This window comes from Xenorhabdus japonica (assembly GCF_900115195.1).
GTDB classification, from domain to species: Bacteria; Pseudomonadota; Gammaproteobacteria; order Enterobacterales; family Enterobacteriaceae; genus Xenorhabdus; species Xenorhabdus japonica.
In genome coordinates this window covers 52311-67365 of the sequence record NZ_FOVO01000017.1, presented here as the reverse complement: position 1 = coordinate 67365, position 15055 = coordinate 52311, and the positions used below count along the sequence as shown (strand labels likewise).

Genomic DNA, 15055 nt, shown 5'->3' with positions numbered 1-15055 from the left:
GGATTGTAAATCACAAACGATCATCAATGTTCCTACCTTTATGTACTGAAGGCACATCACTGAACTAACTGTTCAATTTAGACCCGTTTGCCCTAACCTCTGGTAGTATGACTTTTTGTTTTCAGCGCGTCTTTCAGGCGATTTTTCGTCATTTCGGTTAAAATCAGCCGGATTTTAGCGTAAGGGCGGAAAATGATTTTGATAGCTTTTTTGATGGAGAAGCGATGACACACTTTTCAACAATTTCTGAATTACAGGATTTATCGGCTGATTTATTGAAGTTTGAACAAAAATTAAAGCAGTTTGGTGATCATCTTGGCTTAGATCTTGCGCAATATTCAGCGGATCACATTTCCTTGCGTTGTAATGAAATGGCAATAGCTGATCGCTGGTATCAAGGTTTTTTGCAATGTGGTCAATTGGTATCTGAAAGCATGATTAATGGTCGTCCTATCTGCTTATTTGAGTTAGAACAGCCAATAACCTTACTTGGCTGGCAAATTGATTGTGTCGAGTTACCTTATCCAAGTAAAAAGCAATACGTACACGAAGGCTGGGAACATGTCGAATTGGTTCTGCCTGTGCCACCAGAACAACTTATACACGAAGCTTATAAGCTATTGCCTGATCCGCTACCCGATGTTTTTCGCACAAAAGAAAGTCACCCGAAAAGTAATAATGAAAGGTTATCAAACCCAACGTTAGCTGTGACCAATAGTGAACTCACAATCAAATTTCACCCTTTTTCTCTCAAAGAGATCATCAAAAGTGAGGCTTAATCGGCAAAAATAACTTTTTCTTTATGCGGACTTAGCAAAAAATTCTAATCTTGTGACTTCTAATAAAATATTAAATAAAATTAATTGCAATAGTTAATAGGTTCGCTAATGAAATATTTTAGGGGAATATAAATAGAGCACTGAGAGTTTATATCCGAGGAGGTCTTTGGATGATAAAGCTGGAAATTTGCTGTTATAGCATAAATTGTGCTTTGGTTGCACAAAAGGCGGGAGCTGATCGTATTGAATTAAGTGCAAGCCCGTCGGAAGGCGGGGTAACACCTAGCTTCGGGGCGTTGCAGCATGCACTACAGCGTTTATCAATTCCAGTGTATCCCATTGTACGGCCGAGAAAGGGAGATTTCTGTTACAGCAACACTGATTTCGAAGTGATGAAAAATGATGTTGCTTGTATCCGTGACATGGGATTTCCTGGGGTAGTTTTTGGCGTTTTAAACGAAGAAGGTCATATTGATCTACTTCGTATGAAACAATTGATGTCATTGTCAGGGAATATGGAAGTTACTTTTCATCGCGCGTTTGATATGTGTTTCAATCCACATGTTGCTTTGGAACAACTGACAGAGCTAGGTGTACAACGTATTTTGACTTCAGGCCAGCAACAAAATGCTGAGTTGGGATTACCCCTTTTAAAAGAGTTGTTACAAGCCAGCCAAGGGCCGATTATCATGCCGGGTGCTGGTGTCAGGATGAGCAATATCAGTAAGTTTCTGGAAATTGGGATAACGGAAGTTCATAGTTCAGCAGGCAAGATGGTGCCTTCTTCCATGAGGTATCGAAAAGCAGGTGTCACAATGAGTTCTGACGACAGTGATATGGATGAATATGCTCACTACTGTGTTGATGAGCAGCTGGTTGAATCAATGAAGGGAGTGATTAGCTTGATTCAACGGAAAAAATAGAATATTTTGTATTTCATATGAATACAACATCGACTCCAGGCTGTAGCGCAGCGACAAAGGTGTTAGTCCCAGTCATATAGTTAACTATATGACTGGGAAAAGCCAGCCAACAAAGTAGCAATTTGAAAGAAGAAGAATATGAATTATGGCTTGCAGGCAATAAGGACAGCTCGTAGTGGTGCGGGGTAGCCTTCTATCGTTTTACTGTGATCATTTGGATCAAGAAAATCGACCAGCGATTCAGTCTTCATCCATTCTGTCTGGCGTTGTTCATCCAGTGTCGTGACTGCATGATCGACAATTCGGACGTCAATAAAACCACATTTCTCCAACCAAACTTTCAGCATCTTGGCAGACGGAATAAAGTAGACATTCCGCATTTGTGCATAACGTTCACCCGGCATGAGACATTGGTGCTCATCACCTTCAATCACCAAACTCTCCAAAACTAATTCACCGCCAGAGACTAGCTGGTTTTTCAGTTGCCACAAATGATCGAGAGGGGAGCGGCGATGGTAAAGTACTCCCATTGAGAACACTGTATCAAAGGCTTTTAGTTCTGGTAATTGTTCGATGCCCAAAGGCAGAAGATGAGCGCGTTGATCATTGCCCAATAATTTTCTGACGGCCTCAAATTGGCAGAGGAAAAGCTGGGTTGGGTCAATGCCCACCACTAAATCAGCCCCTTCACCGACCATGCGCCACATGTGGTAACCACTACCACAACCGACATCAAGTACGGTTCTGCCTTCTAAAGATGAAATATGGGGAAGGACGCGATCCCACTTCCAGTCAGAACGCCATTCGGTATCAATCTCCACGCCATATAGCGAAAAAGGCCCTTTACGCCACGGCATCAATAACTTCAAGATATTTTGAATACAGGCTTTTTCGCCGTTTGAAAGTTCCGGCTCATGATTTGCGATGACGCCATTTTTCAGGTCAAGCTGGGTAGGATGAATTTCAGGCAGATTCTCCAAGTTCTTTAGCCATGAACTGAACTGACCATGCAATGATGCTTTCTGCCAATGGTTTAATTGTGCTGGCAGGCATTCCAACCAGTGGCTTAAGTGGTTTTTGGCGATCAATTGATAAAAGTTACCGAAATCGATCATTGTTCAGTTCCTTTTATTGCCAGTAATGAGCCAAAGTTAAAGCATTGGAACCAGACTTCAACGTGCTGAAATCCTGCTCTTTTGAGGCGTGATTTATGGGTTTCAACAGAATCTGTCCGCATAACATTTTCGAGCATACTGCGTTTTTGGCTGATTTCCAGCTCGCTGTAACCATTGGCTCGCTTGAAATCATAGTGCATGCTGAATAACAATTCGCCAACTTGATCATCTTCAAAGTTGAATTTTTCGGACAAAACCAAAACTCCTCCGGGTTTTAAACCGGCATAAATTTTATCCAGCATTTTCTGGCGATCATCAGGGTGCAAGAACTGTAATGTGAAATTCAGAACTACCATTGATGCATTTTGAATGTTGGTATCAAGAATATTCTGTTCGATAACTTCAACGGGGATACTGGCCTTGAAAGAGTCAATATGGCGGCGGCAGCGCTCGATCATTGCTGGTGAATTATCGATGGCAATAATGCGGCAACCATTTGTACGACTGCCAGTATTACAGTCTTCGGCACTAATGGATCGGCGGATTGACAGTGTGGCTGCGCCAAGGGAACAACCGAGATCATAAATTTGACTGTTTGGCGTTACAAAACGTTCTGCCAGCATACCTATCATGGAAATGATATTGGAATAACCGGGAATTGAACGTTTCACCATATCAGGAAAAACTTCGGCAACACGTTCATCGAAACTCCAGTCACCTAAATTGGCAATTGGGGCAGAGAACAGGCTGTCCCGTTGATTATGAGGTTCTTGATTTGACATAACTGCATTGATTTTGGAAACAATAAGAAGTGGTCATTCTAACAGAATGAAGGAAAAGGCAGAAAGGGATAATCAATAGATAAACCCTCAGCGACAGTACACCGCTTCGGGTATGATGGGATTCTATGATGTCAGGGTATCATAAATAGGGTGAACTATTTATTTATATACAGGGCAGGATTACGTATAAAGAGAAAAAATCTGCACCCACGGTAAATAGTAAATATTAGTGATAATCATTATTAGCATTGATATGTAGGTTGCAGCCATTCCCATACGCCGCCAGCGTATTTCTCGATGACGCAAGCCAAAGTAGTGTAGTACTCTGCCTGACAGTAATACCAACCCACAAATGTGCAGCATCCAAACGGGAGCTCCATTCATCTCCATCATGACCAATAACAACATTGAGATTGGAATGTATTCAACAGCATTACCATGAACCCTAATGGCTGTTTGTAATTCATAAAAACCGCCATCGCCATAGGCTACCCGATATTGCGTTCTCAACTTGACTACATCTAGAGACAGCTTAATTAACAGTAGTGCGCCCAGTACTATATAAAGCGAGCTAACCATTTTTAACTCCATTGCCTAATCCAAAAACGGCCAAATGATGATAAACCTCAAAAAGAAAACTGTCGCTATAAATCATAGTATTTAATAATAAATCCTATGAATGTTATCGGATAGCAAAAAATTGTCTTGTTAAGAAAGACGTTATGGCCTTATCTCTGGTCAGAATTTCCAGTATAATGACAGTCTTTTTTTGCAATTCTTTTTAAAAAGAACAATGCCAAAATTTCCGCAGCAGAAAGCATAACAAGCTGAGTAAAAGGATATTGTATGCGTACTAATTATTGTGGGCAGTTGAGCCTAGCCCATGAAGGCCAAAAAGTGACTCTTTGTGGTTGGGTAAATCGACGCCGTGATTTGGGTGGTTTGATCTTTATTGATATGCGAGATCGCGAGGGTATCGTTCAAGTATTTTTTGACCCAGACCAGAAAGAAGTTTTTGCTCAGGCTTCTGAACTGCGTAATGAATTTTGTATTCAAATCACAGGGATCGTGTGGGCGCGTCCTGATAACCAAATTAATAAAGATATGGCGACTGGCGAAATTGAAGTTTTCGCAGAAAGCCTGATGGTTTTCAACCGCTCAGAGCCACTGCCACTGGATAGCAATCAGAACAATAGCGAAGAGCAACGCCTGAAATACCGCTATCTTGATCTGCGTCGCTCTGAAATGTCTCAGCGTTTGAAGACTCGTGCAAAAATCACCGGTTTTGTGCGTCGTTTTATGGATGATGCGGGTTTCATTGATGTTGAAACGCCAATGCTGACTAAGGCTACGCCGGAAGGTGCACGTGACTATTTAGTGCCAAGCCGTGTTCATAAAGGCGAATTTTATGCACTACCGCAATCACCTCAGCTTTTCAAACAATTGTTGATGATGTCGGGCTTTGACCGTTATTACCAGATTGTAAAATGCTTCCGCGATGAAGATTTGCGTGCAGATCGCCAGCCAGAATTCACCCAGATCGACGTTGAAACCTCGTTTATGACTGCCGAACAAGTTCGCGAGATCATGGAAAAAATGATCCGTGAACTCTGGCTGGATGTAAAAAGTGTCGATTTGGGTAACTTCCCAATTATAACGTTCGAAGAAGCTATGCGTCGCTTTGGTTCAGATAAACCAGACTTGCGTAATCCTTTGGAATTGGTGGATGTTGCTGATCTGGTTAAAGACGTGGAGTTCTCTGTTTTTGCAGAACCAGCAAATAATCCAAAAGGCCGTGTGGCAACGATTTGTGTTCCCGGTGGCGCAGAGCTGAGCCGCAAGCAAATTGATGAGTACGGTAAATTTGTTGGCATCTATGGCGCGAAAGGATTGGCATGGATGAAAGTTAACAACCGTGCTGCTGGCTTGGAAGGGGTACAAAGCCCGGTTGCCAAATTTCTGTCCGAAGAAGTCGTCGAAGGCCTGTTATCCCGTACTAATGCGCAGGATGGTGACATCCTGTTCTTCGGTGCTGACAAGAAAAATCTTGTCACCGATGCTATGGGTGCGCTGCGCCTGAAACTGGGCCGCGATTTAAACATCACGGATCTGGCAAGCTGGAAACCCCTTTGGGTTGTTGACTTCCCAATGTTTGAAGACAACGGCGAAGGTGGTTTGACTGCAATGCACCATCCATTTACTTCTCCTCGTGATCTGTCGGCGTCTGAGTTGGAAAGCAATCCAGAAGCAGCTATCGCAAATGCTTACGACATGGTTATCAATGGCTATGAAGTAGGTGGAGGTTCCGTTCGTATCCATCGCAATGAAATGCAACAGGTTGTATTCCGTATCTTGAGTATCAATGAGCAGGAACAGCAGGAGAAATTTGGCTTTTTGCTGAACGCCCTGAAATACGGCGCGCCTCCGCACGCAGGTCTGGCTTTCGGTTTGGATCGCCTCGTCATGCTGTTGACCAATACAGATAATATTCGTGATGTGATTGCTTTCCCGAAAACAACAGCAGCAGCATGTTTGATGACTGATGCACCAAGTCAGGCGAATTCGGCAGCGTTGGAAGAACTGGCTATTTCAGTGGTTAAAAAAGAGAGCGAATAATGGCTTATAAGTGCCCTGAATCTGTATTGGTTATAATTTACGCCTTTGACAGTAAAAGGGTGCTGATGTTACAGCGACGGGACGATCCTGAATTTTGGCAATCTGTAACAGGTAGCCTTGAAAAGTACGAAAAACCGTGGGAGGCGGCGTTACGTGAAGTACAGGAAGAGATAGGCATTGATATTATCAATGAAAATCTTGAACTGATGGATTGTCAACGCTGTCTTTATTATGAGATTTTCTCACATTTACGACATCGATATGCTCCGGGAGTGACGCGGAATAAAGAGCATTGGTTCTTTCTGGCGTTACCTGAGGAGCGAGAGATCTTGCTGACTGAACATCTGGCTTATCAATGGCTGGCGGCGGAAGAAGCTGCTAAATTGACAAAGTCGTGGAGCAATCGGCAAGCAATTGAAGAGTTTGTAATTTAGTTTATTAGTCTACAAGACGTTTTATCGGAGATATTTTCATGGCAGGTCATAGTAAATGGGCCAATACGAAACACCGTAAGGCTGCACAGGATGCGAAACGCGGTAAGATTTTTACTAAAATTATCCGTGAATTGGTAACAGCTGCACGATTGGGCGGTGGCGATTCAGATTCTAACCCACGTTTGCGAGCTGCCATCGATAAAGCGCTGTCCAATAACATGACTCGCGATACTTTGAATCGTGCAATTGCCCGCGGTGTTGGCAACGATGATTCCGATAATATGGAAACCATCATTTATGAAGGTTACGGACCGGGTGGTACCGCGGTTATGGTTGAATGCCTGAGTGATAACCGTAACCGTACTGTTTCTGATGTTCGTCACGCGTTTACTAAAACGGGTGGGAACTTGGGTACTGATGGTTCTGTTTCTTATTTGTTTACCAAGAAAGGGGTTATTTCCTACGCCCCGGGCTTGGATGAAGATGCGGTGATGGAAGCAGCATTGGAAGCAGGTGCTGACGATGTTGAAACTTATGATGATGGGGCGATTGATGTCTATACTACACCAGAGACTTTTGGTGATGTTAAAGATGCTCTAGATGCAGCAGGCTTCAAGGCAGATTCCGCGGAAGTTTCTATGATCCCGTCCACCAAAGCGGAACTGGATGCAGAAACAGCGCCTAAATTACTTCGTCTTATCGATATGCTTGAAGATTCTGACGATGTTCAAGAAGTTTATCATAATGGTGAAATATCTGATGAGGTTGCAGCACTGCTGTAATTAGCATTAGGGTTCACAGCGTAGAGAAAGTGTTCCTTAATATCAGGGCACTTTCTCTAACGTTTTTATCCCGCATTACAAGCGATCCGACTTAGGCAAGATTTGCGAATTATTCGATCTTATGAACAGTTCGATGTAGTGAACTGTTTGGTATGGTGAATAGCCCGATATGGCGATTATTCTTGGTATTGACCCCGGCTCCAGAGTCACAGGGTATGGCGTTATTCGCCAACAGGGACGACAACTTATCTATCTCGGTAGCGGTTGTATCCGAACAAAAGTAGATGACTTACCTAGTCGTTTGCAAAAGATCTATGCCGGAGTGACTGAAATCATCACTCAATTTCAGCCCGATGCTTTTGCAATAGAGCAAGTTTTCATGGCAAAAAATGCAGATTCCGCCTTGAAATTGGGGCAAGCGCGTGGTGTGGCGATTGTCGCTGCATCTAACCAGTCTATTCCTGTATTTGAATATGCAGCCCGTCAGGTTAAACAAACTGTGGTCGGTACGGGGGCGGCGGAAAAAAGCCAGATACAGCACATGATCCGTTCGATGTTGAAATTATCTGCTAATCCGCAGGCTGATGCCGCCGATGCTCTGGCTATTGCCATCACGCATTGTCATTTCAATCAAAATTTACTCCGGGTAGGTGATGTGCGGTTAAATTTAACTCGAGGTCGCCTGAAATAGTTGATGCTGGATATACGTCCAGTTTTTTTTGTGCTATAAGCTAGCGGAACGATTTATTTTTATTTTCAGGGGGTAAACAGTGATAGGGCGTTTGAGAGGAACCGTGTTGGAAAAACAGCCGCCGTTGGTTTTATTGGAAACTAATGGTGTCGGTTATGAAGTTCATATGCCAATGACCTGTTTTTATGAACTGCCTGAAATTGGTCAGGAAGCCATCTTATTTACACAATTTATTGTACGTGAAGATGCTCAGCTATTATATGGGTTTAATAATAAACAAGAGCGGGCACTTTTCCGTGAACTGATTAAAGTAAATGGCGTTGGACCAAAACTAGCTCTGGCGATCCTTTCCGGCATGTCTGCCCAGCAATTTGTTACGGCAATAGAACAGGAGGCAATTGTTTCATTGGTCAAATTACCGGGTGTTGGTAAAAAAACAGCTGAAAGACTCGTTGTTGAGATGAAAGATCGCTTTAAGGGGCTTAATGGCGATCTGTTTAACCAAAGTAGTGATATTAATTTGCCTGCTGCTACCAAACAAGCGAGTTCTTCTGCCGATATTGAAGCAGAAGCAGCAGCGGCATTGGTTTCTCTGGGGTATAAACTGCAGGAAGCTAGCCGGATGGTGAGTAAAGTAGCTAAATCGGGCGCAGATTGTGAAACCCTTATTCGAGAAGCGCTTCGTGCGGCTCTGTAATCACAGGAGTTGAGTGATGATTGAAGCTGACCGTCTGGTTTCAGCAGAAGTTCTGCAAGATGATGAAGCTGTTGATCGTGCTATTCGGCCGAAATTTCTGTCTGAATATGTTGGTCAACCTCATGTTTGTGAACAGATGGAAATTTTTATTCAAGCGGCTCGTCAACGTGGTGATGCACTGGATCACCTATTGATTTTTGGGCCTCCCGGATTGGGTAAAACCACGCTAGCAAATATTGTTGCAAATGAAATGGGGGTTAATCTCCGAACAACATCGGGACCAGTGTTGGAAAAAGCGGGAGATCTTGCTGCCATGCTTACCAATCTGGAACCGCATGATGTGCTGTTCATTGATGAAATTCATCGTTTATCACCAGTTGTGGAAGAAATTCTTTATCCCGCAATGGAAGATTATCAACTGGATATCATGATTGGCGAAGGGCCTGCCGCCCGCTCAATCAAGATTGATCTCCCACCATTCACTTTGATTGGAGCAACCACTCGCGCGGGTTCTTTAACTTCACCATTACGTGATCGATTCGGTATCGTACAACGCCTTGAATTTTACAATGTTGATGATTTGCAGAGTATCGTTTCCCGCAGTGCGCACTATATGGGATTAAGTATTTCAGATGACGGAGCAAGGCAAATTGCGATGCGTTCCCGTGGTACTCCTCGTATTACTAATCGATTATTGCGTCGTGTACGTGATTTTGCTCAGGTGAAAGGTAATGGCTCAGTGGATAGCACTATTGCATCCCAAGCCCTTGATATGCTGAATGTGGATTCAGCCGGGTTTGATTATATGGATCGTAAATTGTTGGTGGCCATTATTGATAAATTTATGGGTGGCCCTGTTGGACTGGATAACTTGGCAGCGGCGATTGGTGAAGAACGAGAAACTATCGAAGATGTATTGGAGCCTTTCCTGATTCAACAAGGACTTATCCAACGAACACCACGAGGGAGAATTGCGACCAATCATGCTTATCAGCATTTTGGTTTAAGCAAGGAAAGTGGATCATAATCTATGAAAGTGTAATGCGATAAATATGCAATGCAATTCGATAAATGTGTAAGCTAATTACTCCCCAAATAATAAAGGGGTTACAACTAGTTAAATTGTAACCCTTATTGGTCGTATTTGAGTTGTTAAAAAGTAGAAAATTGAAGAGAGAAGGGATAAATATCAGCTTTTTGCCTTACACGTTAAACTCAATGCAAATAATATTGCTGAACAAAGTACAACGGAAGGCCCTGCCGGAGTGTTATAAAATGCTGATAACGTTAATCCTCCCGTAACAGAAAGCATACCGAGAATAATTGCAAAACATGCCATTTGTTCAGGTGTGCGGGAGAAACGACGAGCGGTAGCGGCAGGGATAATCAACAAAGAAGTGATAATTAGTGCCCCGACGAATTTCATCGCCAACCCAATGGTTAATGCTGTCACTAACATTAGGAGAACACGCAGGCGTTGGATTTTAATGCCATCGACAAAAGCCAGATCTTGGTTAACTGTTATTGATAGCAAAGCGCGCCATTGCCATATCAGTAATCCGACAACAATCGCGACACCGACTGCAATCAACCAGAGATCGTCATAAGTCACAGACAGTAAATCGCCAAATAAGTAAGCCATCATATCGACTCTGATATTGGTCATAAAACTAACAACGACTAAACCGAGTGATAGAGCACTGTGAGCCAGAATGCCCAATAATGTATCAATCGCCAATTGTGGACGTTTTTCCAGCCAAACTAAAATAATCGCCAGAATGAGTGTAACGGCAATAACCGCATAAAACGGATTCACATTCAGTAAGAAACCGAATGCGACACCAAGCAGTGATGCGTGTGCAAGTGTATCGCCAAAATAGGACATTTTGCGCCAAACGACAAAAGAACCAAGAGGCCCTGCGGCAATGGACAAAAAAATACCGGCTAGCCAGCCGGAAAGCAATAATTCAATCATCGACGTGATTCTCCAACATTTTTCAAAATGACTTTCCCTCTAAGATCATGATGATGATTGTGGTGATGGCGGTAAACTGCCAGTTGCTCTGCACCATGACGTCCAAACATTGCAATAAATTCTGGATGCATTGATACCATTTCTGGTGTTCCAGAACAGCAAATGTGTTGGTTAAGGCATAAGACCTCGTCTGTTTTCGCCATTACTAAGTGCAGATCATGGGATACCATAAGTACAGCGCAATTAAGCTCTGTCCTGATTTGATTGATTAAATCGTAAAGTGCCAGTTGGCCATTGACATCAACACCTTGTGTTGGTTCATCAAGAACCAAAAGTTGGGGTTGATTAAGTAAGGCTCTGGCGAGTAACACTCGTTGAGTCTCTCCACCTGATAGTTTCTGCATGGGTTGTTCCAGCAAGTGGATAGCGTTGACCCGATCTAATACTGGCATGATATCTGCTGATTTCACGTTGGGTCTTAGCATCATGAAACGTTTTACGGTCATGGGCAGAGCAGGATCAAGGTTAAGTTTCTGCGGAACATAACCAATTTTCAGCACAGGGCTTTTTTCAATAGTTCCCGAAGTAGCTTGGATTAAACCAAGAACGACTCGAACCAGAGTCGATTTCCCCGCTCCGTTCGGGCCGATCAGGGTCAGAATTTTACCTTGCTTGAGATTAAATGAAATATTGTTTAATACCTTGCGGTGACCAAATTCAACCGTAATATTTTTTAGGGTTATCATAGTTAACGTGTTAAAAGAATCTTGCAGAATCATTGAAATGTTATAATATAACACAATTGGTTTTTTTGCATGGAATATTCATATTATGTTACATAAGCCACAGAAATACGCGCATAAATTTTTTCGTAAAATCGTGCTAGCTACTGCATTAGTAGTAGGAATGAATGGCGCTGTGCAAGCAGATGTTGTTACATCTATTCGTCCACTGGGTTTTATTGCTGCCGCCATTGCTGATGGTGTAACAAATGCTCAGGTACTTTTGCCTAATGGCGCTTCTCCACATGATTATGCGTTACGGCCTCTGGATGTAAAAAAAATTAACCAGGCTGATTTGGTTGTCTGGATTGGCCCGGATATGGAAACTTTTTTGGCAAAATCGATAGCTAAAATTGAACGGAAAAAACAACTGACACTGGCTGAATTATTAACTATCAAACCACTGTTGTTGAAAAATAGTAAATATGCTAATGATTTCTATGGTGAATTACATAGTCATAAACATGATACAGATCATGAACATCATCATCACGGCGAATATAATATGCATATTTGGCTTTCTCCAGAGATTGCGAAGAAAGTCGCTCAGGCAATATATGATCAGCTTATTGAACAATACCCTCAACAAAAACAGCGACTAGAAGTAAACCTACGTAAATTCAATGGACAGTTTGCACAAACTGATAAGAATATTGCTAATATTTTAAAGCCCATAAGAAAACAGGGTTATTTTGTTTTTCATGACGCATATGGTTATTTTGAAAAACACTACCAATTGGCTCCATTGGGAGTTTTCACGGTTAATCCTGAAATACAACCTGGTGCACAGAGGTTACACTATATACGAACACAATTGGTCGAGCAGAAAGCGAAATGTATTTTTGCTGAACCTCAATTCAGGCCAGCCGTTATTCATGCCGTAGCAAAAGGCACAGATGTGCGCATAGGAATACTTGACCCTTTAGGGGGTGGCATTGCATTGGATAAAGATAGCTATATGAAATTTATAACTCAGCTGTCACAACAATATGCGAGCTGCCTGAATTAGTACAATAAGGAATTTTATTAGTGCAGCAGATAGCTAAAACTATCGTTCTGGTATACAACAACCTGCCCAAACCACATAAGATCATGCTTGGATCCTTAACGCTGGTCACTTTGGCTATCGCGATATGGCGACCGGTTATTTACCATGAACAAGAAGAACGGACAGGTAGCATTATTCTCAATACTTCCGATAGTGTTCCAGAAGTAACATATCCAGATGCGACAGATGATGTAGCAGGGGATGATAATGAGCAACTTCCCAATGAAGGTATTGGGGATGAAGATGGCAGTTCTGATGCAGTAGCAAATGTTCCGCATAAGTATGTTGTTTCCAATGGGGATAGCCTGAGTTCGATTTTAAATCAGTTTGGCATTAATTCCTCTGATATTGCTTTGTTGGCAAATCAATATAGCGAGTTGCGTAATTTAGCTATTGGTCAGTCATTATCGTGGACTACTGACGATAACGGTAATTTAAGAACACTGACGTGGGATATTTCGCGTCGTGAAATTCGCACTTATACCCGTGAAGGTAATGATTTCCAAAAAGTACAAGAATTCCAGAAAGGGGAATGGAAAAATAAAGTTATTATAGGCACAGTCGATGGTAGTTTTAATGGTAGTGCCCTGACCGCTGGATTAACCAGCAGTGAAGCCAGAGAAGTGACAAAAGCGCTGCAATGGCAGATAGACTTTCGTAAATTACGTAAAGGCGATCGTTTTTCTGTGCTGATGTCTCGTGAAATGCTTGATGGAAAAAGTGAACAGAGCCAATTGTTAGGTGTTCGCTTACAGAGGGGAGGTAATGATTATTATGCTTTCCGTGCCAATGATGGCCATTTTTATGATAGCAATGCTTCCGGTCTGGAGCGTGGTTTCTTGCGTTTGCCTACAACTAAACAATTCAGAGTGTCTTCTTCTTTCAATCCACATCGGTTAAATCCAGTCACTGGCAGAGTTACTGCACACAGAGGGGTTGATTTTGCTATGCCTGTAGGAACTCCTGTTCTGGCAGTTGGTGATGGTGAAGTCATTGTATCTAAATTTGATGGTGCAGCGGGTAATTTCATCGCTATTCGACATGGTCGTCAATATACCACTCGATACATGCACTTGCGGAAATTATTGGTAAAACCGGGTCAGAAGGTGAAACGGGGTGAGCGCATTGCGCTATCAGGAAGTACAGGACGTTCAACAGGCCCACATTTGCACTTTGAATTCTGGGATAATCAGCGACCGGTTAATCCGCTCACTGCAAAATTACCGAGTTCTGGTGGGCTAAGTGGTAAAGAGCGTACAGAATATGTAGCAATGATTAAGGAGATTAAACCTCAATTGTTGCTAGATTAAGTTATTGCCGGATTAAGTGTCCCTGCTTCAGATTATTGACAGACATAAAAGCGGATGATTGCTATCATCCGCTTTTATATTATTTGTTGTTATAAACTTGTGCCTTGAAAGCGAGAGTTGGAATCATCAGAGTTAGCTCATGAATAGAGAAAAAGATACAGATAGTAAATTGGGATATGTCCCTCGGTTTCATCGATCTTATTTGCATCCTCGCTATTGGGGGCTTTGGGCTGGTGTAGGAGTGTTGGCCGGATTAGTTTATATTCCAGCAAAATGGCGTGATCCATTGTTAGCCAAAATAGGTGTTTGGGCGGGTAAAAAAGCGAAAAGCGCTCGTCGCAGAGCAAAAATCAATTTAATTTACTGTTTTCCTGAGTTAACGGAACAACAGCGCGAAAACTTGATTGATAGAATGTTTGCTAGTGCGCCTCAGTCATTTGTTATGCTGGCAGAACTTTGCCTAAAAGGTGCTGAAGAAACGTTGAAGCGTACTCAGTGGCATGGTGAGGAAATTTTTCATACATTAAAAGCACAAGGAAAAAATGTCATCCTAATGGTTCCTCACGGATGGTCAATTGATATTCCTGCCATGCTTTTGTCAGCACGTGGTTACAAAATATCAGGTATGTTTAACCATCAGAGTAATCCTGTTGCTGATTATTTGTGGAATAAAGCGCGACAGCATTTCGGTGGACGTCTGCATTCTCGTGATGCAGGAATTAAGCCCTTTATTGCATCGGTGCGCGAAGGCTTTTGGGGATATTATTTGCCCGATCAGGATCATGGTGAAGAACATAGCGAATTTGTCGATTTTTTTGCTACATACAAAGCAACGTTGCCAGCGGTAGGACGTTTAATGAAAGTTTGCCGGGCAGCTGTTGTGCCGTTATTTCCGGTTTATAATTGCCAAACCCATCAGTTGGATATTTATATCCGTCCACCAATGGACGATATTGCAGGGCAGGATGATGTTTATATTGCTCGTCGCATGAATGAGGAATTAGAAGAATTGGTTAAACCTAATCCTGAACAATATACCTGGATCTTAAAATTGCTCAAGACACGGAAAGAAGGGGATATTGAGCCTTATAAAAGGAAAGAATTTTGATTCTTGAATAATT

At 42.4% G+C, this 15055-nt stretch carries 16 protein-coding genes; 11 read left to right on the top strand and 5 right to left on the bottom strand.

From position 1 onward, the window contains the following. Positions 1-224: 224 nt before the first annotated feature. Both BM135_RS08740 and cutC read left to right on the top strand, forming a co-directional pair. Positions 225-779 carry a VOC family protein gene (locus tag BM135_RS08740; RefSeq protein WP_092519372.1) on the top strand — a complete coding sequence of 185 codons (555 nt, stop codon included), beginning with the start codon at positions 225-227 and terminating at the stop codon, positions 777-779. Between the two features lie 170 nt (positions 780-949). Then, positions 950-1702 carry a copper homeostasis protein CutC gene (gene cutC, locus BM135_RS08735; protein ID WP_092519371.1) on the top strand — a complete coding sequence of 251 codons (753 nt, stop codon included), beginning with the start codon at positions 950-952 and terminating at the stop codon, positions 1700-1702. A 143-nt stretch (positions 1703-1845) separates the two neighbouring features. Here cutC and cmoB read toward each other — a convergent pair whose 3' ends face one another. From cmoB to BM135_RS08720, 3 genes are all read right to left on the bottom strand, one after another. Then, a complete protein-coding gene (gene cmoB / locus BM135_RS08730; protein WP_092519370.1) occupies positions 1846-2817 on the bottom strand; it encodes a tRNA 5-methoxyuridine(34)/uridine 5-oxyacetic acid(34) synthase CmoB in 972 nt (323 codons plus the stop codon). After that, positions 2814-3599 (bottom strand): carboxy-S-adenosyl-L-methionine synthase CmoA, encoded by a 786-nt coding sequence (gene cmoA / locus BM135_RS08725; protein WP_092519369.1) that lies wholly within the window; start codon positions 3597-3599, stop codon positions 2814-2816. The genes cmoB and cmoA overlap by 4 nt, the downstream gene beginning before the upstream one ends. Before the next feature lie 180 nt (positions 3600-3779). Beyond that, complete coding sequence (locus tag BM135_RS08720; protein WP_092519368.1) at positions 3780-4178, bottom strand: MAPEG family protein; 399 nt, start codon at positions 4176-4178, stop codon at positions 3780-3782. Positions 4179-4445: 267 nt separating this feature from the next. Here BM135_RS08720 and aspS point away from each other — a divergent pair, with 267 nt between their 5' ends. From aspS to ruvB, 6 genes are all read left to right on the top strand, one after another. Beyond that, positions 4446-6215 (top strand): aspartate--tRNA ligase, encoded by a 1770-nt coding sequence (gene aspS, locus BM135_RS08715; RefSeq protein ID WP_092519367.1) that lies wholly within the window; start codon positions 4446-4448, stop codon positions 6213-6215. Next, positions 6215-6649 (top strand): dihydroneopterin triphosphate diphosphatase, encoded by a 435-nt coding sequence (gene nudB / locus BM135_RS08710; protein WP_092519366.1) that lies wholly within the window; start codon positions 6215-6217, stop codon positions 6647-6649. Before aspS ends, nudB begins: the two co-directional genes overlap by 1 nt. Before the next feature lie 38 nt (positions 6650-6687). Next, complete coding sequence (locus BM135_RS08705; RefSeq protein ID WP_092519365.1) at positions 6688-7431, top strand: YebC/PmpR family DNA-binding transcriptional regulator; 744 nt, start codon at positions 6688-6690, stop codon at positions 7429-7431. Between the two features lie 169 nt (positions 7432-7600). After that, positions 7601-8122, top strand: coding sequence for a crossover junction endodeoxyribonuclease RuvC (gene ruvC, locus BM135_RS08700; protein WP_092519364.1), 522 nt, complete (start codon positions 7601-7603; stop codon positions 8120-8122). Between the two features lie 79 nt (positions 8123-8201). Further along, positions 8202-8819: a Holliday junction branch migration protein RuvA gene (gene ruvA / locus BM135_RS08695; protein ID WP_092519363.1), complete on the top strand. Its 618-nt coding sequence runs from the start codon at positions 8202-8204 to the stop codon at positions 8817-8819. Positions 8820-8835: 16 nt separating this feature from the next. Then, positions 8836-9846, top strand: coding sequence for a Holliday junction branch migration DNA helicase RuvB (gene ruvB / locus BM135_RS08690; protein WP_092519362.1), 1011 nt, complete (start codon positions 8836-8838; stop codon positions 9844-9846). Between the two features lie 162 nt (positions 9847-10008). Here ruvB and znuB read toward each other — a convergent pair whose 3' ends face one another. Continuing rightward, positions 10009-10794, bottom strand: a complete 786-nt coding sequence (gene znuB / locus BM135_RS08685; RefSeq protein WP_092519361.1) for a zinc ABC transporter permease subunit ZnuB — start codon at positions 10792-10794, stop codon at positions 10009-10011. Beyond that, positions 10791-11573, bottom strand: coding sequence for a zinc ABC transporter ATP-binding protein ZnuC (gene znuC, locus BM135_RS08680; RefSeq protein ID WP_092519360.1), 783 nt, complete (start codon positions 11571-11573; stop codon positions 10791-10793). The genes znuB and znuC overlap by 4 nt, the downstream gene beginning before the upstream one ends. A 52-nt stretch (positions 11574-11625) precedes the next feature. Here znuC and znuA point away from each other — a divergent pair, with 52 nt between their 5' ends. The 3 genes from znuA (at position 11626) to lpxM (ending at position 15042) form a co-directional block, all read left to right on the top strand. Beyond that, on the top strand, positions 11626-12585 hold the full coding sequence (znuA, locus tag BM135_RS08675) for a zinc ABC transporter substrate-binding protein ZnuA (RefSeq protein ID WP_092519359.1): 960 nt from the start codon (positions 11626-11628) through the stop codon (positions 12583-12585). 20 nt (positions 12586-12605) lie between these two features. Continuing rightward, positions 12606-13934: a murein DD-endopeptidase MepM gene (gene mepM, locus BM135_RS08670; RefSeq protein ID WP_092519358.1), complete on the top strand. Its 1329-nt coding sequence runs from the start codon at positions 12606-12608 to the stop codon at positions 13932-13934. A 139-nt stretch (positions 13935-14073) separates the two neighbouring features. Continuing rightward, positions 14074-15042: a lauroyl-Kdo(2)-lipid IV(A) myristoyltransferase gene (gene lpxM, locus BM135_RS08665; RefSeq protein ID WP_092519357.1), complete on the top strand. Its 969-nt coding sequence runs from the start codon at positions 14074-14076 to the stop codon at positions 15040-15042. The last annotated feature ends 13 nt before the right edge of the window (positions 15043-15055 follow it).